This is a genomic window from Bacillus sp. SM2101, from assembly GCF_018588585.1.
Lineage (GTDB): Bacteria > Bacillota > Bacilli > Bacillales > SM2101 > Nanhaiella > Nanhaiella sioensis.
This window is the reverse complement of record NZ_JAEUFG010000036.1, coordinates 17,657-37,235: the sequence shown is the minus strand read 5'-3', so window position 1 is coordinate 37,235 and position 19,579 is coordinate 17,657. Positions and strand designations below refer to the sequence as shown.

The window sequence follows — 19,579 nt, the reverse complement described above, 5'->3', positions numbered from 1 at the left end:
TTAGGCACGCCGCCAGCGTTCGTCCTGAGCCAGGATCAAACTCTCCAATAAAGTTTGATTGCTCATTTGTTCAAAAAATTAACGTTGACGCTTTTGCTTTGTTTAGTTTTCAAAGAACATTTTTTGTTGTTATCGCTCAGAGGCGACTTAATTAATATAACATCTCGTTCTTATTGATGTCAATATCTTTTTTTGTTTTTTTTGGAGCGGGTGATGAGAATCGAACTCACGACATCAGCTTGGAAGGCTGAGGTTTTACCACTAAACTACACCCGCGTATATATTATTTTAAAATGGTCGGGAAGACAGGATTTGAACCTGCGACCCCATGGTCCCAAACCATGTGCTCTACCAAGCTGAGCTACTTCCCGTATCATGGGATTGGAGTCAAATTTCGATTGAAATTAACTGGCGCGCCCGAAAGGAGTCGAACCCATAACCTTCTGATCCGTAGTCAGACGCTCTATCCAATTGAGCTACGGGCGCTAATTAAATCAGCAACTTTTATATAATAACATCATTCAAATATGATTGCAAGTGTTTTTTTTGGTGCGGTCGAGAGGACTCGAACCTCCACGGGGTCTCCCCCACTAGGCCCTCAACCTAGCGCGTCTGCCATTCCGCCACGACCGCATAAAAAAAATAATGATTGGTGCGGGTGAAGGGACTTGAACCCCCACGTCACAAGGACACTAGATCCTAAGTCTAGCGCGTCTGCCAATTCCGCCACACCCGCGTATAAATGGTGAGCCATGGAGGACTCGAACCTCCGACCCTCTGATTAAAAGTCAGATGCTCTACCAACTGAGCTAATGGCTCAAAAACATAAAAAGTAAAACTAAAAGATTTTTTAATTGAAACAAGACACCCAAACCTCTACATGTTTACTCATGATGTATATCGATTTGTGCGCTGTGGTATTGCTCCGATAATTACTCGATCGTGCTCTACCAACTGAGCTAATGGCTCATAATATAAGAAATAAAAATGGCTGGGCTAGCTGGATTCGAACCAGCGCATGACGGAGTCAAAGTCCGTTGCCTTACCGCTTGGCTATAGCCCAATAATAATTAGGTGAATTTTTATGGAACTTTGTAACCAAGTTCTCCATAAGTAGTATGCTTAATTCTTAATATTACATACGTAAAACAGTATATAGCTGGCGGTCCCGACGGGAATCGAACCCGCGATCTCCTGCGTGACAGGCAGGCATGTTAACCGCTACACCACGGGACCTAATAATTTATAAAAATGGTGGAGGATGACGGGATCGAACCGCCGACCCCTTGCTTGTAAGGCAAGTGCTCTCCCAGCTGAGCTAATCCTCCATCTGATGGTGGAACTTCACTCACCGTGAGTTAAGAAATGGGAGGCGAGTATTTAATACGCGTTTAGCATATTAAACGTACTCACATCCCATAAATAATATATGACCCGTACGGGATTCGAACCCGTGTTACCGCCGTGAAAGGGCGGTGTCTTAACCACTTGACCAACGGGCCTAAACACATCTGGTCACTGGCGGAGAAGGAGGGATTTGAACCCTCGCGCCGCTTACGCGACCTACACCCTTAGCAGGGGCGCCTCTTCAGCCACTTGAGTACTTCTCCTTTGGCTCCACAGGCAGGATTCGAACCTGCGACCGATCGGTTAACAGCCGATAGCTCTACCACTGAGCTACTGTGGAATAAATGTCAACTCTTCATATTATATTCAGCTATACAATCGTTGTCAAGACTATGATAGGTTATTATCTATCGTCTTGCATCAGCGACGCTTTTATAATTTATCACGATTTCTATTTTAAGTCAAGCAATCTGATTCTCCCTCTACATTGACCACAAACATATTTATTCGTATCCATTCTTTTTTTTCGCATATATTGTTTTTTACACTTTATGCATTCATATTTATATTCATATTTCTTATTCTTTGTAGTAGCCTGAATAGGTTTACAGTACCTCGGAGCGTTAACTAATGTAAGAAGCTGTTTGAAATCTCTATCTCTATGCTTATACCCCTTACCTTCAATATGAAGATGATAATGGCATAGTTCATGTTTAATTACATCGATCAAATCACTTATCCCATGTTCTTGATAATACTTTACATTCAATTCAATGTTATGGGATTTTAGCAAATACCTCCCGCCAGTAGTTCGTAGCCTATTATTAAATGCGGCCTTATGTCTAAATGGTTTACCAAATGATAACTGGGATACTTCTTCTACTAATTCCTGAAGTTGACGATCATCCATTACAAGTCCTCCTTATTCTCACCAATCCAATTTCTTAGAATATGAAACCTAACGAGCTATTATTGCATAAAGTAAATACTACACATACAAATTCGTTTCAGTTACAATCCCAACTATTTACTTGTTGCTTTATGGACTAAACACGAATATAATTTTCGTTCGTCTAAAGACTACAAAAATCATATCATAAACATTTGTTACTCAAGCCGACGTAACGAAAAGTAACAATCAATACGAAAACTGCCATTTAATATAAGAAGAAAACATCAAATAAAAGGGGGTATAGTTATGCCAACTTGGTTTAAAAACCAAATACAAAAGGCTTATTATGAAAAAAACTCCTATCAAATTAGGCTTCTTAACCAATGCTGGTTTTTTTACAGAAAAAACACTACTAATTAAATAGCAGTGTTTTATACATTTATTGATTTGCACCTAACATCGTTAAGGAAACTCTTCCTTTTTTCTCATCAACATCATCAACCCAAACTGTTACAACATCACCAACAGCCACAACATCCAGCGGATGCTTAACAAACCGATTACTTAGCTTTGAAATATGAACTAGGCCATCTTGCTTAACTCCAATATCAACAAATGCGCCAAAGTCTACTACATTACGTATGGTCCCTTGCAATTCCATACCTTTTTCTAAATCTTCTAGTTGCAATACGTCTTTCTTTAATAATGGCGTTGGCAAATCATCTCTAGGATCTCTTTCTGGACGTTTAAGGGCTTCAACAATATCCTTCAACGTTAATTTACCCACACTTAATTCTACTGACATCTCATCTATTGATACATTACCCATTGCTTGAATTAATTCACCTGACCCTAATTGGTCAATTGATAATCCAAGCCTTTCAAGTAACAACCTTGTTACTTTATAACTTTCGGGGTGAATGCTCGTCCGATCCAAAGGTGAATTACCATCATTAATACGAAGAAAACCAATACATTGTTCATACGTTTTCGAACCAAGACGCGGGATGTTCTTCAGCTCAGATCGATTAGTAAATTTCCCACTCCCCTCTCTTTGCTTCACAATATTCTTTGCAACAGTTTTTGATAAACCTGCTACATATTGAAGAAGCGAGGGGGAAGCAGTGTTCACATTAACACCTACTTGGTTTACAACTGTTTCTACAATAAAAGTTAAAGAATCGTTCAGCTTTTTCTGAGTTACATCATGCTGGTATTGGCCTACACCTACTGATTTAGGGTCTATTTTTACGAGTTCAGCTAAAGGATCCTGCAAACGCCTTGCTATTGAAATTGCACTTCTCTCTTCTACTTGTAATTTTGGAAATTCTTCTCTTGCTAAATCTGAAGCGGAATAAACACTAGCCCCGGCCTCATTGACAATTAAATAGTATATGTCTGAATTAATTTCCTTTATGGTCTCGGCGATAAATTGCTCGGTTTCTCTTGACGCAGTACCGTTCCCAATTGCAATCATCTCTACATCAAACTTTGTTAAAATAGAAATGACTTTATCCTTTGCTTCAGTTATTTTTTTAACTGGGGGATGAGGATAGATGACATCAATATGCAACACTTTCCCTGTCTCATCTACAACAGTTAATTTACATCCTGTTCGATATGCAGGGTCAACACCTAACACAATCTTGCCTTTTAACGGAGGTTGTAGTAGCAGATTCCTTAAATTCTCTGAAAAAATATGTATCGCTTGGTCTTCTGCTTTATCAGTAAGCTCTTTGCGGATTTCCCTTTCAATAGAAGGTTGAATTAACCTTTTGTAACTATCCTCAATCGCTTCAGTTACATATACGTTAACTGAAGAGTCTGATTGTTTTATGACCGAACCTAGCATATAACTTAATATTTGTTCTATCGGTGGCTTAATTGAAATACGCAGAACTTCTTCCTTCTCACCCCTGTTCATAGCGAGTACACGATGGGGAACAATTTTACTAATTAATTCTCCAAACTCATAATACATTTCAAATACATTTTTTTCATCAGCAGCTTCATCTTTTACAGACGATTCAACTCTACCTTTCTGTAATGTTTCTTTACGAATCCATTGCCTAATAGTTGCGTCCTCTGATACCCATTCTGCAATTATATCTTTTGCACCTTGTAATACTTCTTCAACAGATACTAGCTCTTTCTCTTTCGATAAGAATTGTTGCGCATAGTCTTCAACATTCACATTTTTCGGAAAATCCATTATCCACTGCGCGAAAGGCTCTAAACCTTTTTCTTTAGCAATCGTTGCTTTTGTGCGTCTTTTCTGCTTGTATGGACGATACAAATCTTCTACTTGCTGCAACTTTGTCGTCGTTTCTATTTTTCTTTTCAGTTCTTCACTAAGTTTCCCCTGTTCGCTTATTAAGCGCATAACTTCCTCTTTACGCGACTCGAGATTTTGTAAATATGTCCATTTTTCTTGAATAGCTCGAATTTGAACCTCATCCAAAGCATTAGTAAGCTCTTTGCGATATCGTGCAATAAATGGCACCGTATTACCTTCATTCAGCAATGAAATAACATTATTAATTTGTTTAGTTGAAATCTTTAGTTCACTAGCTATAGAATCCACTAATATTGAGTGCTTTTCTATCGTATATTCCACAGTCAATGCAATACCCCCTACAATGATTATAAAATTATAAAAATATTCTAAAATTATTATCTAAAATAAAGTAGAACTCATCCATATGATAAATACCTAGATAAGAAAATAAAAAAGCCACTAAAGTGTGGCTTTTTTCCATATATGAAAATCTAAAAATCAATTAGTCCTAAACTGATTTGTAAAGCTTCGTCCACTTTATCCATCATCTCTTCATCTAGATGTGTAATCTTATCAGTCAATCTTTGCTTATCGATTGTCCGAACTTGCTCTAACAAAATTACAGAGTCACGTTCAAAATCATACCGCTTTGCATCTATTTCAACATGTGTAGGCAGTTTAGCTTTTTGTATTTGAGCGGTAATAGCAGCTACTATGACAGTTGGACTAAAACGATTGCCTATATCGTTCTGAATGACAAGTACAGGGCGAACGCCCCCTTGCTCAGAGCCAACAACTGGGGATAAATCAGCAAAATACACGTCGCCTCGTTTAACAATCAAACGATTACCCCCCGCTAACTAAGCGTTCTACTGTATGTTCAGCTTCGTATTCAGCTAAAAAGGCTTCTGATGCAATGCTTAAATTTATTTTTGCCATTTCCATATAACCACGTCTCATCGACTCACGTATTTGACGCTGCTTGCGTTCTCGAAGGTACATTTTTGTAGCTTGATAAATAACCTCACTTCGATTACCTTCTTCTTGTTTTACTAGAACATCTAACTCATTTACTAAGTTTTTCGGTAACCTGATTAATATTTCTGTCGTTGCGCTAGATTCAGACACAAACATACACCTCCACCAGTACACTACACATTATCATTCCATTCTAACATTTATCATACCACTAAACACCTTAGATGCAAAGCGTAACTAAGTAAATTCTTATCTATTATCGTCTAGGCAAAGGTATTTTTATTCATAAAGTTTATATTACAATAGCATTTTTTATAAAACATCATCCTACTTCAAGTGATTTACCACTTCAATAACACTGTTATTCCTAATATAGAGCCGTGGAACACGGTAATTAATCATGCAAGTAATTTCATAATTTATTGTATCTAATTGCTCAGCTATCTCATCTACTTGTATAAAGTTATTAAGCTGTTGACCAATTAATGTTACTTGAGTACCTACTGGCACCTCATTATTTAGCTTTACCATCATTTGGTCCATGCAGATTGTACCAACAATTGGAATTCTTTCTCCGTTAACTAATACCTCATTGTTACGTAGTTTTCGTAACCAGCCATCGGCATAACCAATTGGTACAGTTCCGATCCATTCCTCTTGTTTTGTCGTATAGGTGGCACCATAACTAATGCTATTACCAGGCGAGACTAGCTTTATATGAGATAAACGACTATGCAAAGAAAAAGCTTCCTTTAATGGAAAAGGTAATTGTGGCTTTATATCTACAGATGGAGTTAGCCCGTACATAGATATACCGAATCTTATTGCATTAAATAGTTGATGTGGGAACCTTAGTGCTGCAGCGCTGTTTGCACAATGAATCATTGAAGGTTTTTCAGCAAACCAATCTAACATCTCCTGAAACATACGATATTGCTGTTCAAGAAATGTTGTGTTAATTTCATCAGCAGTTGCATAGTGAGTATATGCACCGTGTAAAACTAGTCGTTTATCATTGTTTACCACGGCTTCGATTGCTTTTATTTCAGCTTCGGTTCTAACCCCTAACCTTCCCATACCGGTATCTAACTTCACATGCAAATGTATTGCTTGATCTTCGTGATAGAACTTAAGAGCTTCATGTAACCATTCTGCTTGAAATATAGTAATAATAACATTAAATTTTACTGCATCTGATAGATCCTCAGGTCTTGTAGCGCCCATTACTAAGATCGGGGCTTGAATACCCTGCTTTCTTAAAAATATCGCTTCATCCATAAAAGCAACAGCTAACATGGTAGCTCCAGCTTCAAGCGCTGTACGTGCAACTTGAGTATAACCATGGCCGTATGCATTTGCTTTTACGACTGCTATAATTTGGACATCATCCGCTATATGATTTCTCATAGCTTGAACATTATCATGGATATGATCCAAATTTATCTCTACCCATGTATCTCTGTGAAAAGTTGACAAAATCAACAAAACCCTTTCTGCTTATATTACCATTAGTATAAATGATTATTAGCTGTATATCTTCCTTTGTCAAGTAAAAGAAAACAGGCCTAGCATGTATTGTAGAGCCTGTTTGGGGTTTTCCTATTTAATTGATTGATTCTTAACAGAACTCGCAATCATGATCATTTCTTCCTGAGTTAAATCTTCAGAAGCGAGCATAAAATCCACCCCATTATACGTCCAAGTCAGACTATTATTTGTCAAAGCTCCAATTGTAAAGTCCCCTAAGCTGACAATATCACCATTCATAATCGTTGCAGAACTCATTGCTGGAACATCAAATGCTTGTTCCTGAATCAATGTATAAGATTTCTCTCCACCGTATGTCATAATGATTCGTTTCCCATTTTCTGTTTCAACCGTCACTTCTTCTTGTGGTATCACACCGACGAGTTGATCACTCGGATAGTATACCGGCAAGGATAAGTCAGTCGAACTAACAATTGATAAATCATCTAGTCTCGCAGCAGTCATATTCTTCTTCGTATCAAATGCATCTTCATCAAAACTAGGGTTAAATTCCATCTTCCCAAATTCAATAGTAATTAAAGGCTTATAATCAGGGTCCATCACTTTTACAACTGATGGTGACAAGTCTTTTTTATTTATTGTGATTTCTTGCCTAGGTAGCATTTTATGGTTTTGATAGTTCGTTTTTGTCTCAAATACGTACAATTGATCTTTTGCTTCAAATGTCGCTTCTGTGTCTTGCATAATATCATTGACGATTGATTCATAAAGGTACGGCTGACTACTGTTGTTTGGCCAGTCACTTTGGAATCGATAACTTTTATTTAACGCTGGGGTTAGAACAAATACACCTTCATTATTTCGCAGAATCATTTGACTTTGATCTCTTTCAGTATTTCTTAAATTGACACGGTAATTATCCGGCTTTTGATGCCAAATCTCCACATCATAAACTTGTGGTTCATCTCCAGTTTGAATGGTCATCTTGGCTTCAGTTTTATAACCTTTCATGTCTTCAACCTTCGAGTCTAGTGCGTTTACAACATCTTCTTGTGATTTATTCCCACAACCTACAAGTGCAAGAAGAACACTAAGTACAAAAAACAGCCATACTATCTTCCTCATTTTCCTTCTCAGCCCCTTTGCCTCTTTTCTAAGTAGCTTAGAGCGATGATCATATCCGCTCACCTATCGCTATAAAAATATATGAGACAAAGTATCACAATATGCAGACTAGCTTGACGAGCTTTCAATTATTACTTGAGCTACAGCATATTCTTGACTGTGAGATATCGAAAGATGTATATGATTTTCATCGGAAACTGCGATAATTGGCCTTCCTTGCTCATTTGATGTAATTTCAATATCTAAAAAGCTAATTTCCTTTCCAATTCCCGTGCCTAGAGCTTTTGAATAGGCTTCTTTTGCAGCAAATCTACCACAAAAAAATTCTATTTGTCTCAACCCTTGGAGTTGATTAAAAATTTTTTGTTCATTTTGTGTTAAAATTCTATTTATAAACCTTTCGCCTTGTCTTTCAAGAGTACTGGCTACACGTTTTATTTCAACGATATCAATCCCAATCCCGATAATCATATAAAAACCCTCTCTATGCATATAATAATTACTTAATAATACTATATAGAAAGATATATACGTAAAGGAGAAATTAATTTATGTTTATGAGAACCGAAAACTTTCGCACCTTTTTGTTTTTATATCCTATTATTTCATTTATCATTGCTATTCATATTTTATTTTGGTTGATTTTAGCCATTCCTACATCAATGTCAAATATAATTTTCCAACAAATGGTTGGATTGAACTTTCTTATATCACAAGGAGAATACTGGCGTCTATTTACACCAATTATTATTCATAGTGGTTTTGGCCATATGCTGTTGAACTCATTTTCACTCGTATTGTTTGGCCCTGCTCTAGAAAAAATGCTAGGCAAGTGGAAATTCATCATTGTTTATATTGGTGCTGGTTTTATTGCAAATATGGCAACATACTTCATTGAGCCATTACAATATGCGCATGTTGGTTCATCCGGTGCTATATTCGGCTTATTCGGAGTTTATTTGTATATTGTTCAATTCCGTAAAGATATCATTGACCATGCCAACTCACAAGTCATTATTACCATTTTAGTCATCGGTTTAATCATGACATTTATAAATCCAAATATTAATGTTGTCGCTCATTTATTCGGGCTAATTGGTGGAGCCATATTAGCTCCTTTACTTATTACAAAGAATACATCATCTTATACTTATGTCGCAGCACAAGGACGTCCTGTGAATTACTCAAATATATTTACTAAAAACAATCTCATTTGGCTAATTATCATCTTTCTGGTCATACTAGGTTTATTTGCTAGGTAATGTCGTTTCGTTCGATGACTCCTGTGGAACATTCGCTTCTTTTACTAATAATTCTTCAAAAAAAACGTATTCGAAACTTTCGAATACGTTTTTCAATAAAGTCTAATTATCTTTTTGATCGAATGATATTAGCTATTTATAATAAAAAGGGAACTATACCTATAGCCCCTATCACATATCATACCGTTTAGCCCCTGTTCAATATACTATTAGGCAAATGTTCACTATTTACATTTTCCGAGCGATTACTTCCTCCATTTGAATACCATTCATGAATAGCTCGCCCTTCAAAAAACTCCATGTCAATCATATTAAAATGTTTACCACTTGCGCTTGATTTTATGGAGGATGTTATAGTACATAAGCTTTTTCTTTTTTGAAAATATGACTGCTGCATTGTACAAGCTTGTATTTTCTTCCTTTGCATTAATACTGTCGTTTTACCAATAGTACGAAATTGCATGAACAGTTGTTTTTCATCTAATGACCATTGTGCACCTCTGTACTTCACATAACCAAATACCATAGCAACTACAAATAATAAAATAGATGCATAACCCCAAGGGCGTAAAAATATTACCATTGGCACTACAATTATAGTTACAGGATAAATTGACCTTAACATGTACCTTATTAATGAACGTTTTGGAATCTTAGTTTTAGATATCGGAATGTGATAATCAACTAATATCTCATTTATTAATTTTGCCAATTTTTTCTTTTTTATAATAGGGAATAGCATTGTTGACATACCTGACTCCATATCAGTTGATGCCCCAGCAATTTCAACAAATACAGTAGCAAAACCTAAAGGTTGACGAATAATATTTTCTGAAATTCTAATTGCTTGTATTCTTCCTAATGGGACAGTAACCTTCCGCTTCTCAATGATTCCCCTAATTATGACTAGTTCATTTTCATATTTTTCAATTGTAAAATTCCCGTATTTTAACATCGTGTTAATGAATGCAATAACCCAAGCAATAAATATCGCAAACATAGCAGTTATCATTACGAGTAATGGACCAAGGTTTAAATACTGTTCAAATCGATTGACAATTATTTCATATGGTATGAGTTCTTCAAATTGTGAAAAGAAAGCAATAATAGCTGATAGTACTACACCTATACCACCAGTAGTTGATCCAGCAATGAGAAGTTCCTTTGTAGAAACTTTATAATTAAATAGTACTTTTTCCTTTCCTTCCTCATCTAATGAAGGAGTATGCTCTTCCTCCATTGGTGCCTCAAATTGTTGGGCCGTTTGTTCCATCAACGCTCTTTCAAGCTGTCTTGATTCCATAGAGGTTATAGCTGTTAACTCTGCTTCTGCCTCTTTACCACCACCAGCAGTTTCTACTCTAACCTTAACCAACTTGAATAAACGATGCAGCACCCCTTGTGAAATATCAAAGGTTTGGATTTTTTCTATAGGGATATACCGTTTCTTTTTAATAAATACACCGTGTTCAATTCGTAATTCTCCATCTTCCACTCTATATGTATAGCTGTACCAGTAGAGAAATCCTGCAACTAGCACACCAATGAAGCCTACTCCAAACGATATAAACTTCACATATGATAAGATCATACCGTCATCACCTGAGCCAATGAAAAAGAAAACTATAATTGGGATAATGAGACTTTTAATAAAGCTAATTATAGATAGTAGTGCTGATATTGGATGAAGACGACGTTTTTCAAACATTAATCATCCTCCACCCTCGCTAAAATAGATATTCTATCTCTTAGTTCATCTGCTTCATTAAGGTCTAAAGCAGGTATTTCATGAACAGTTGCTGCTGTTGATACTGTAACAGTAGCAAGACTATACTTTCTTAGTATAGGGCCTTGTTTCGTATCAACATGCTGAACACGGACCATCGGTATCAATGTTCGTTTAATAATAAATATGCCGTGTTGAATATCTATTTCATGTTCGTTCACCTCATATCTCCATCGCTTCCACCTTAATTTAGGAATAAGCATAATAAATATATAACCCATTATCAAAGTGAGCAATAAACCAACTACAATAATCCATATTGGCCAACGATAAATAATCGTAAGTATAAGTAATACAATAAAAGCAATTAACGACACTAAAAATTCGATTATTCCACCGATACGCCAAACCGGCAATGCACGTTTGCTTATTCGATTTATAGGTGCATCTCTCACAATTTCCTCCTCCTTACTGTATCTTTTCGTGTCTATAAGAGGATGTTCAAATTCATAGCATAATTTAAACACGCACTATAACTTATTATTATATACAAAATTACTCTTGGTATAAAAAGGGTTTTATAATCAAAAGCAGTCAATCGATCTATAAATTAGCATATTGATTGTTAAACCTGTAAGTTTGACCAGTATATTGTATAAAATAGCCGATAAATTTGGAGAATTGACTGGTAAAGCTTGTCCTCAAGGGAATAGTTCTACAACAAGACATCCGTAAGCCTCGTTCCACGTAAAAAGGGTGCAAAGCTTATCAGCTTTGCACCTCTTAATTTATCTTGATTCTTGTTTTCTTGGTCTTCTTTTCGGGTTACCACGATGATTCCTATTTGAATGTTGACGTGACTTTGAATGATGGCCTTTATGACGATTTCGACTATTACCACCTTGTGACCTTTGTTGTTTTTTCATGTGTAAAGGCGGTTCTGATGTTAAATTAACTGGCGTTTGATCAGGTTCTTTCGTCATTAATTTAATTGCTGCTGCAACAACTGATACCGAATCATGATCCTCAAGTAGCTCTTCTGCAGCTCGTTTATAAAAGGATACGTTTCCTTTTTCAACAGTTTCTACAATTTTATCAATAACGAGATGCTGTTGACCTTCAAGAGCCTCATCGAGTGTAGGTGGCTTCATACGCTCCATTTTTCTCTTAGTCGTATGTTCTACATTCTTTAGATGACTCATTTCTCTTGATGTGACAAATGTAATAGCAGCACCCGTCTTACCAGCTCGACCTGTACGACCTATGCGATGAACATAGCTCTCTGGATCTTGTGGAATATCAAAATTATATACGTGAGTGACTCCAGAAATATCTAGACCACGCGCAGCTACATCTGTTGCTACTAGGACATCTATAGAACCTGCCTTAAACTTTCTTAACACAGATATACGTTTTGCTTGCGTCATATCTCCGTGGATACCTTCAGCTGAATAACCACGTAGAGAAAGAGCTTCTGATAACTCATCTACCCGTCGTTTTGTACGACCAAAGATAATTGCTAATTCAGGAGATTGAATATCTAGTAAACGTGTTAAAATGTCAAATTTTTTCTTTTCCTGAACCTCGATGTAATACTGTTCAATATTAGGAACAGTCACTTCTTTTGCTTTTACTTTCACTACTTCAGGGTTATTCATAAACCGTTCAGCAATTCTTTGAATTGGACCAGGCATTGTTGCTGAAAAAAGTAATGTTTGGCGTTCATTTGGAATATGAGATAAAATCGACTCAATGTCTTCGATAAATCCCATATTTAACATTTCATCTGCTTCGTCAAGCACAACAGTATGAATATTATCTAAACGTAACGTTTTACGTTTAATATGATCGATCATTCGTCCAGGCGTTCCTACAATTAAATGAGGACGTTTTTTTAACCCTCGTATTTGACGACCAATATCTTGTCCACCATATACCGGAAGAATTCTTACACCTTTAAACGATCCAATTTTATATAGCTCCTCTGACACTTGAATTGCTAATTCCCGAGTCGGTGCAATAACAATACCTTGTGTCTTATCTTCAGCTATATTAATTTTCTCAATTAATGGAATACCAAACGCAGCTGTTTTTCCAGTACCTGTTTGCGCTTGTCCAATAACATCTTTATGCTGCAAACCGAGCGGAATTGTTTGAGCTTGAATAGGTGTTGATTCTTCAAAGCCCATCTTGTTAATAGCCTTTAATAAAGGCTCACTTAAACCTAATTCATTAAACATGATCAATTGATTTCTAACTCCTTTTTACATCTATTTCATAATAACTACAGTTACTTTGCATCCGAACATTACTTCGAGCTTATTTAATAATGAAGTACCAAACCAACATCATATCACTAATAATATTCATTTGCAATTTTCTAATGAAATTAAATTAATGTTATCACTAAATAGTTGTTCCAATTTTTCTAATAATTTCTAAATAAGAAAATAAGCTCCTATTCCTTTAAAAAGGTATATACCTCAGCAAAAAGCTCCCTACGCTCCTCACAGTAGCAGACATGATGCTTGGCTGATTCTATATAAATAAGTTTCTTCCTGGCAGAACTGATTGTTTGATGTATATGCTCTGCACTTTTCATTGGAACAATCCCATCACATTTCCCTTGCACAGTTAATGTAGGTACAGAGATTTTCTCTAAAGCTGGTCTAACCATTCGAACGAGCTGCTGAAACTGAATTATTGCACTAAGAGGAGTTGCAATTATTTTCTTCTTATACCTCTCATATAATTCATTTTCGTGTATTTTTCCTTGCAATCCAAGCTTAAATAAATCATGTACATCACTAATAAGTTGCTTTGGATTCGTATAATATACGGCTGCACTCAATAAGACAAGTTTTCTTATTGAGTACTTCGCTGCTAAGTAACTAGCAATTACACCGCCCATTGAAAACCCAATTAAATATACGATGTCGAATTTGTCTAACAATTTCTTCAGCTCTTCTTCCACGCAATCAATCCACGGAGTGTAACTCACACCGGTCAACGAGAGTTGCTCACCATGACCAGGTAGTACAGGTGTGACAATTTCCCAATTAGTCTCTTGAGTTAAATAGTCGACTAATGGTTGAACTTCGTAAGGACCACCTGTAAATCCATGAATGCATAAACAACCTACCATTTCAATGCTTCAACAACTTCTTCAAGCTCCATCCCACGCGATGCCTTGACCAACATTACATCATTAGCTTGTATAATTTCCTTTACTTCTCTAATAAGTTCTTTTTTATCACTATAAATTCTTGTTCTCTCTGCTGGGAATACTTTTTGTGCTTCATGGGCGATTTCTGCTCCTAATCTGCCCAAAGTAAATACGTAATCAACCTTAGCTGGTAATAACATTTTTCCTATGGAACGATGAAACTCAATTTCGTTTTCCCCTAGCTCTAGCATATCTCCAAAAACAACAAACTTACGCGAAAAGTTTGGTAGTTCATTTAGCAGGTGAATTGCAGCCTTCATGGAAGTAGGACTAGCATTGTAGGCATCATTAATTATCGTTAAACCCGAAGGTGCTACTATACGTTCCATTCTCATATTCGTAAGTTTAACTTTCTCTAGACCTTCTTTTATTTTATCCCAAGAAACATGAAAATATCGTGCAGTTGCAATAGCTGCAAGTGCATTATAGACGTTATGCTCCCCTAATACAGGAAGAATATATGAAATGCTATGAGATTGATTAATTGAAAAAAGAGTTTGGTCACTTTGTTGTGAAATAGAAGTTACCTTAAAATTATTTCGTTCATTTTTACCAAATGAAATTAACTCTCCATCCAAATTAGACACCCGTTCTAATAGCAGCGGCTCATCACCATTGTACACAAGGGGAGCACCAGGTTGTAACCCTGCTATTATTTCTAGCTTCGCTTCACAAATGGCTTCCCGTGATCCTAAATCTTGCAAATGGGATTCTCCGATGTTTGTAATTACAGCTGCATTAGGGCGAGCAATCTCAGATAATAATTGTATTTCGCCACGACCACTCATTCCCATTTCAAGAACCGCAATATCGGTATCTTCTTCCAAACGTAATAGCGTCAAAGGCAACCCATAATGATTGTTAAAATTACCTTCTGTTTTCAGTACTTTATAATTAGTAGAAAGCACTTCTGAAATTAAGTCTTTGGTTGTTGTTTTTCCATTGCTACCTGTAATACCTATAACCTTAACATTTAGCTGCTGTCGATATTGTGCAGCAAGCTTTTGTAATGCCATAAGCGTGTCATCAACAACAATTAACGGTCTTCCCTTAGGCATATTCGGTTGCCCCTTTTGCCATAGAGAAGCTACGGCTCCTTGTTCAAACGCATCGTTAACAAAATCATGTCCATTAAAGCGTTCCCCAATGATCGGGATAAACAAGTTCCCATGTTGAATTTCTCGTGAATTAATAGATACACCCTCGATAAACTGCCCATTATGTTGAAATTGCACTGCTTCTCCTAAAACCATCTCAACAATTTCTTGTAATGTTCGTCTAATCATTTATCGATCATCCTTTACTTAAAATGTATATTTAATTTGTTGTTTCTCTTCATGTCGTTCTATTGCTAATTGCACAAGCTTTTCGATTAATTGAGGGTATGTGACACCAGAATGTTGCCATAATAATGGAAACATACTAACTGGTGTAAAACCTGGCATTGTATTCACTTCATTAATATAAACTTCACTATCTTCTGTTAAGAAGAAATCAGCTCTGACTAGACCTGTGCCATCAATTGCCTTAAATGCTTTTATGGCCATTTCATGAATCTTTTCATACTCTGATGTTGTTATATCAGCTGGGATGATTAACGCAGTATCTCCGTCTTCGTATTTTGCCTTATAATCGTAAAAATCGTCTTTAGGGACAATTTCTCCCGCAACCGAAACCTCCGGTTCATCATTACCAAGTACACCTACTTCAATTTCACGACCAACTACTGCAGCTTCAATAATTATTTTACGATCATAAGTGAAAGCCTCATCGAAAGCCTTCTTCAAGCTATCACGGCCATTACATTTACTAATTCCTACACTTGATCCTAGGTTCGCAGGTTTTACAAAGCATGGATAACCCAACTGCTCCTCTACTTGTTCGTATGCTTCTTCCTTTAACTTATGCCACTCGTTACGAGTGAAGCCTACGTAATTCACTTGTTTTAGCCCCGCTTGGGCAAACAATTGTTTCATAATCACTTTATCCATTCCCGTTGCTGATGCTAATACTCCGTTCCCAACATAAGGAAGGTTCAATAATTCCAATAGCCCTTGCACAGTACCATCTTCTCCATTTGTCCCATGGAGTAATGGGAAAATGACATCAAGTGAATCCTGATTGCCATCAGCACTTTGTGAAGATTTGAAAAGCTCATTAGCAAAAGTATTAGGGACAATTGAATTTTCTTCCGAGACTAATGTTAAAGAACTTACATTATCTATTGAATCTGTAATTTGCTTACCACGGACCCACTCCCCATTACTCGTTATAAAAATGGGATGGATTTCAAATTTATCTTTATTCAATGCCTTAATAACAGCAAGTGCTGTTTGCAATGAAACTTGATGTTCAGCTGATTTCCCTCCGTACAGCAATCCTAATTTTATTTTCATATAACAAACCTCCATAATTTAAGTAATACATAGGCACCTTGTTAACCCCCTACAAGAGTTGCAACCATTTCACATGATGGACTAAGGAACTTGAGGCGATGAGCGCCTAAAACTGGGATTCCAAATGTGTAAAGCGACGATTTATAGGTGACAAGCTTAAAATAAGCTGGCGAAAAAGATACTTGATACATTATTGAAAGATTGACTTATGGCCTCAAGACACCTTAAGCTCGACAATTATAAACTTATACAGTTGAAATAAATCTATTTAAAATGCTCTTTTCGTAAACTCCGTTGCTATTTTTACTAAAAATGACATTTAAGTCCCACAATCTTATAGTAATAAAGGCACGACAGAAGATAGATGTTTACGTTTTTATATCTTAGTAGGTCAATGCGAAAACAGCCATTTTAGAATTATACTTGATTTCTATTATATCATGTTGCACCTAACTTTACGTTTCGGTTAATACACTTATATGTGATATGATGCTTGTATCACAACCTGAAAGCGAACCTACAACAGCTAATGGTAAGTTGTCTGTAGTTCTTATTTCATATATAAAAAATTTATTATATAATGATAGTCATCCTAATAATTCCATCTAATACATTAAATAACTACGAATCTTACAAAGAAAGGTGATAACTATGTCTTCAATTTTAAATAATTTCCAAAATTCGGTTAATGAAGTGTTGATTGGCAAAGAAAAAGTGACCGAGCTTTTGTTAGTATCCATCCTAAGCAAGGGTCATGTACTTCTGGAGGATGTTCCTGGTACAGGAAAAACAAAACTAGCTAAAACGTTTGCTTCACTCATTAATGGGTCTTTTCAACGAATACAATTCACCCCTGATGTACTTCCAAGCGATGTTACTGGTATTCAATTTTTCAATCCTAAAGAACAGGATTTTCAATTACGCTTAGGTCCAGTAAATACAAATATTTTATTAGCTGACGAAATTAATCGAGCAACACCTCGTACACAATCCAGCTTACTTGAGGCAATGGAAGAGCGACAAGTAACAATTGATGGTAGTACATACAAATTACCAGAGCCATTCATTGTATTCGCCACCCAAAACCCTGTTGAATCACATGGAACTTTCCCATTGCCAGATGCTCAACTTGACCGATTTTTCATGGTTATTCCTGTCGGCTATCCTTCATTTGATGAAGAGAAAGAAATGATTAAACGCTATCGCAATGAAGATCCACTTAAACATATACAAAGTATTGTTGATTCAACACTACTATTAAACTACCAAGATGAGATAAAACAAATCAAAATATCTGAAGATATTGAAACATATCTTCTCGCTATTATCCATGCAACACGACAATCTGATCTCATTGAAACAGGCGTAAGCCCACGGGGTACATTAGCTTTCATGAGAGCCATTCAAGCAAGAGCTTTTCTCAAAGAGCGAGATTATTGTATCCCTGAAGATGTTAAAGAGCTCGCACCATACATATTGAGTCATCGGCTTGTTCTTTCAACAGAAGGTATGTTAAAAACACAATCTCATGAAATCATACAGCATATTATAGATTCAGTTGAAGTACCGGTTGAATCAGGAGCCACACTATAATGAATTGGTATAAAACTGTACACATACCTACCATATTTTCTCGATCTATTTGGTTGGTTTCTTTATTGCTATTTATCGAATTCATCTTTATTAAATCAAATATTTTATTTTTTTGTATTTTCGTATTGTGCTCATTATATTTTTTCATCTATTTATATTTGCATAATATAGGGAAGTACATTCGCATTGAAGATGAGAAGACGACCATAAGAATGTTTCCAAACGATGAAGCTACATTGTATTTGAAGTTGCATCATAAAGGTATCCTACCATTACTTCAAGGAAACGTAACGTTTACATGCAATAATACAATAAAATGTACAAATATCCCTAAATTGTACGATAATGTTATGGCTAAGAGGTCACCTTATAAACTACCTCTTACATATCAATACAAGTCATCCAAATCATATCCTGTAAACATCGTTGCCAATAAAAGAGGGGTCACACGTATAAGAGAGATTAATTTACAAATATATGACCCATTCCATATAGGAACGGTATCACACTATAATACTTGGGGGATCGGACAAGAAATACTCGTTTATCCAGAACCAAAACCGTTAGCAAACATACAAACATTTAGTAAAATGAGGGCTGGAGAACAAATTTACCCACATTCTTTATTTGAGGACATATCACGTATTAGAGGTGCAAGAGAGTATGCTGCCAATGATCCATTTTCACGTATACATTGGAATTTGTCCGCAAAGAACGGTCAGCTAATGACTAAGGAATATGACAAAACAGTTTACCATAAATGGACGATCATATTAAATGTTTTAAAAGATCGTCAAATGTCATTTGATTTGTCAGAAGAGATGGAGGACTACATAAGCTATGTTGCATTTATATGTCAATATGCCTACAAACAAAATATCCCTTTTGAAATATACGCAAATGTAGTTACAAACAGTAATGATTCAATCTTTCATTTGGAGCCAGGAACTGGGGGGAAACACCTATCCATTGCACTCGAAATGCTTGCAAGAATAAATGAAGGTAACTACATCAAGCATATTAACCATTTTTTCCACTCTCTAGACAGGAGAATTGATGAAGATGCAATCGTGCTATATTTCGGTGATTATGGATCAACCATTGCAAACTACCTTGCATCCTGGTCACGCGGTGGTATGTCACTATTTAATGTGGAAAACAATGAAGAATATGGATATTTACAGCCATTCAAGTTAAGGAGTGATGCACTTGCTTAACTGGTTTAAAGCGAATTACGTCCCTTTTATAAATTATCTTTACGAAAGTTT

General features: G+C 36.2%; 17 protein-coding genes and 12 tRNA genes. 4 read left to right on the top strand and 25 right to left on the bottom strand.

Annotation, left to right across the window (positions count from 1 at the left end):
* Positions 1 to 202: 202 nt before the first annotated feature.
* From JM172_RS21695 to JM172_RS21635, 13 genes are all read right to left on the bottom strand, one after another.
* Positions 203 to 276: transfer RNA gene (locus JM172_RS21695), tRNA-Gly, on the bottom strand.
* Positions 277 to 294: 18 nt separating this feature from the next.
* A tRNA-Pro gene (locus JM172_RS21690) sits at positions 295 to 371 on the bottom strand.
* 38 nt (positions 372 to 409) lie between these two features.
* A tRNA-Arg gene (locus JM172_RS21685) sits at positions 410 to 486 on the bottom strand.
* A gap of 61 nt (positions 487 to 547) precedes the next feature.
* Positions 548 to 633: transfer RNA gene (locus tag JM172_RS21680), tRNA-Leu, on the bottom strand.
* A 17-nt stretch (positions 634 to 650) separates the two neighbouring features.
* Positions 651 to 736: transfer RNA gene (locus JM172_RS21675), tRNA-Leu, on the bottom strand.
* Positions 737 to 743: 7 nt separating this feature from the next.
* Positions 744 to 819: transfer RNA gene (locus JM172_RS21670), tRNA-Lys, on the bottom strand.
* Between the two features lie 169 nt (positions 820 to 988).
* A tRNA-Gln gene (locus JM172_RS21665) sits at positions 989 to 1,063 on the bottom strand.
* Positions 1,064 to 1,160: 97 nt separating this feature from the next.
* Positions 1,161 to 1,236: transfer RNA gene (locus JM172_RS21660), tRNA-Asp, on the bottom strand.
* A 16-nt stretch (positions 1,237 to 1,252) separates the two neighbouring features.
* Positions 1,253 to 1,328, bottom strand: a tRNA-Val gene (locus JM172_RS21655).
* Between the two features lie 102 nt (positions 1,329 to 1,430).
* Positions 1,431 to 1,502 (bottom strand) — tRNA-Glu (locus JM172_RS21650).
* 17 nt (positions 1,503 to 1,519) lie between these two features.
* Positions 1,520 to 1,610: transfer RNA gene (locus JM172_RS21645), tRNA-Ser, on the bottom strand.
* Between the two features lie 2 nt (positions 1,611 to 1,612).
* A tRNA-Asn gene (locus tag JM172_RS21640) sits at positions 1,613 to 1,687 on the bottom strand.
* A gap of 111 nt (positions 1,688 to 1,798) precedes the next feature.
* Positions 1,799 to 2,257 (bottom strand): SprT family protein, encoded by a 459-nt coding sequence (locus tag JM172_RS21635; protein WP_214484442.1) that lies wholly within the window; start codon positions 2,255 to 2,257, stop codon positions 1,799 to 1,801.
* A 288-nt stretch (positions 2,258 to 2,545) separates the two neighbouring features.
* On the opposite strand from JM172_RS21635, the gene cmpA reads away from it, so the two are divergent.
* Positions 2,546 to 2,659: a cortex morphogenetic protein CmpA gene (cmpA, locus tag JM172_RS21630; protein ID WP_214484441.1), complete on the top strand. Its 114-nt coding sequence runs from the start codon at positions 2,546 to 2,548 to the stop codon at positions 2,657 to 2,659.
* A gap of 19 nt (positions 2,660 to 2,678) precedes the next feature.
* Here cmpA and JM172_RS21625 read toward each other — a convergent pair whose 3' ends face one another.
* The 6 genes from JM172_RS21625 to acpS all read right to left on the bottom strand — a co-directional run bounded on the left by JM172_RS21625 (position 2,679) and on the right by acpS (position 8,579).
* On the bottom strand, positions 2,679 to 4,856 hold the full coding sequence (locus tag JM172_RS21625) for a Tex family protein (RefSeq protein WP_352223994.1): 2,178 nt from the start codon (positions 4,854 to 4,856) through the stop codon (positions 2,679 to 2,681).
* A 152-nt stretch (positions 4,857 to 5,008) separates the two neighbouring features.
* Positions 5,009 to 5,359, bottom strand: coding sequence for a type II toxin-antitoxin system endoribonuclease NdoA (gene ndoA / locus JM172_RS21620; RefSeq protein WP_214484440.1), 351 nt, complete (start codon positions 5,357 to 5,359; stop codon positions 5,009 to 5,011).
* Between the two features lie 4 nt (positions 5,360 to 5,363).
* Positions 5,364 to 5,645 (bottom strand): CopG family ribbon-helix-helix protein, encoded by a 282-nt coding sequence (locus tag JM172_RS21615; protein ID WP_214484439.1) that lies wholly within the window; start codon positions 5,643 to 5,645, stop codon positions 5,364 to 5,366.
* A 177-nt stretch (positions 5,646 to 5,822) separates the two neighbouring features.
* Entirely contained in the window at positions 5,823 to 6,971 is a 1,149-nt protein-coding gene (gene alr / locus JM172_RS21610; RefSeq protein WP_214484438.1) for an alanine racemase, read from the bottom strand.
* A 123-nt stretch (positions 6,972 to 7,094) separates the two neighbouring features.
* Positions 7,095 to 8,108 (bottom strand): LolA family protein, encoded by a 1,014-nt coding sequence (locus tag JM172_RS21605; RefSeq protein WP_214484437.1) that lies wholly within the window; start codon positions 8,106 to 8,108, stop codon positions 7,095 to 7,097.
* Between the two features lie 108 nt (positions 8,109 to 8,216).
* Positions 8,217 to 8,579: a holo-ACP synthase gene (acpS, locus tag JM172_RS21600; protein WP_214484436.1), complete on the bottom strand. Its 363-nt coding sequence runs from the start codon at positions 8,577 to 8,579 to the stop codon at positions 8,217 to 8,219.
* 80 nt (positions 8,580 to 8,659) lie between these two features.
* Here acpS and JM172_RS21595 point away from each other — a divergent pair, with 80 nt between their 5' ends.
* Positions 8,660 to 9,370: a rhomboid family intramembrane serine protease gene (locus JM172_RS21595; RefSeq protein WP_214484435.1), complete on the top strand. Its 711-nt coding sequence runs from the start codon at positions 8,660 to 8,662 to the stop codon at positions 9,368 to 9,370.
* 187 nt (positions 9,371 to 9,557) lie between these two features.
* Here the strand turns inward: JM172_RS21595 and JM172_RS21590 are convergent, their stop codons facing one another.
* From JM172_RS21590 to JM172_RS21565, 6 genes are all read right to left on the bottom strand, one after another.
* Positions 9,558 to 11,078 (bottom strand): PH domain-containing protein, encoded by a 1,521-nt coding sequence (locus JM172_RS21590; RefSeq protein WP_214484434.1) that lies wholly within the window; start codon positions 11,076 to 11,078, stop codon positions 9,558 to 9,560.
* On the bottom strand, positions 11,078 to 11,551 hold the full coding sequence (locus JM172_RS21585; RefSeq protein WP_214484433.1) for a PH domain-containing protein: 474 nt from the start codon (positions 11,549 to 11,551) through the stop codon (positions 11,078 to 11,080). Before JM172_RS21585 ends, JM172_RS21590 begins: the two co-directional genes overlap by 1 nt.
* A 333-nt stretch (positions 11,552 to 11,884) precedes the next feature.
* Positions 11,885 to 13,336 carry a degradosome RNA helicase CshA gene (cshA, locus tag JM172_RS21580; RefSeq protein ID WP_214484445.1) on the bottom strand — a complete coding sequence of 484 codons (1,452 nt, stop codon included), beginning with the start codon at positions 13,334 to 13,336 and terminating at the stop codon, positions 11,885 to 11,887.
* A gap of 218 nt (positions 13,337 to 13,554) precedes the next feature.
* A complete protein-coding gene (locus JM172_RS21575; RefSeq protein ID WP_214484432.1) occupies positions 13,555 to 14,241 on the bottom strand; it encodes an alpha/beta hydrolase in 687 nt (228 codons plus the stop codon).
* Complete coding sequence (locus JM172_RS21570; RefSeq protein WP_214484431.1) at positions 14,235 to 15,608, bottom strand: UDP-N-acetylmuramoyl-tripeptide--D-alanyl-D-alanine ligase; 1,374 nt, start codon at positions 15,606 to 15,608, stop codon at positions 14,235 to 14,237. The genes JM172_RS21575 and JM172_RS21570 overlap by 7 nt, the downstream gene beginning before the upstream one ends.
* A gap of 18 nt (positions 15,609 to 15,626) precedes the next feature.
* Positions 15,627 to 16,718 carry a D-alanine--D-alanine ligase gene (locus JM172_RS21565; RefSeq protein WP_214484430.1) on the bottom strand — a complete coding sequence of 364 codons (1,092 nt, stop codon included), beginning with the start codon at positions 16,716 to 16,718 and terminating at the stop codon, positions 15,627 to 15,629.
* A gap of 660 nt (positions 16,719 to 17,378) precedes the next feature.
* Between JM172_RS21565 and JM172_RS21560 the strand changes: the two genes are divergently transcribed.
* On the top strand, positions 17,379 to 18,311 hold the full coding sequence (locus tag JM172_RS21560; RefSeq protein WP_214484444.1) for an AAA family ATPase: 933 nt from the start codon (positions 17,379 to 17,381) through the stop codon (positions 18,309 to 18,311).
* 212 nt (positions 18,312 to 18,523) lie between these two features.
* Complete coding sequence (locus JM172_RS21555; protein ID WP_214484429.1) at positions 18,524 to 19,528, top strand: DUF58 domain-containing protein; 1,005 nt, start codon at positions 18,524 to 18,526, stop codon at positions 19,526 to 19,528.
* Positions 19,529 to 19,579: the final 51 nt, after the last annotated feature.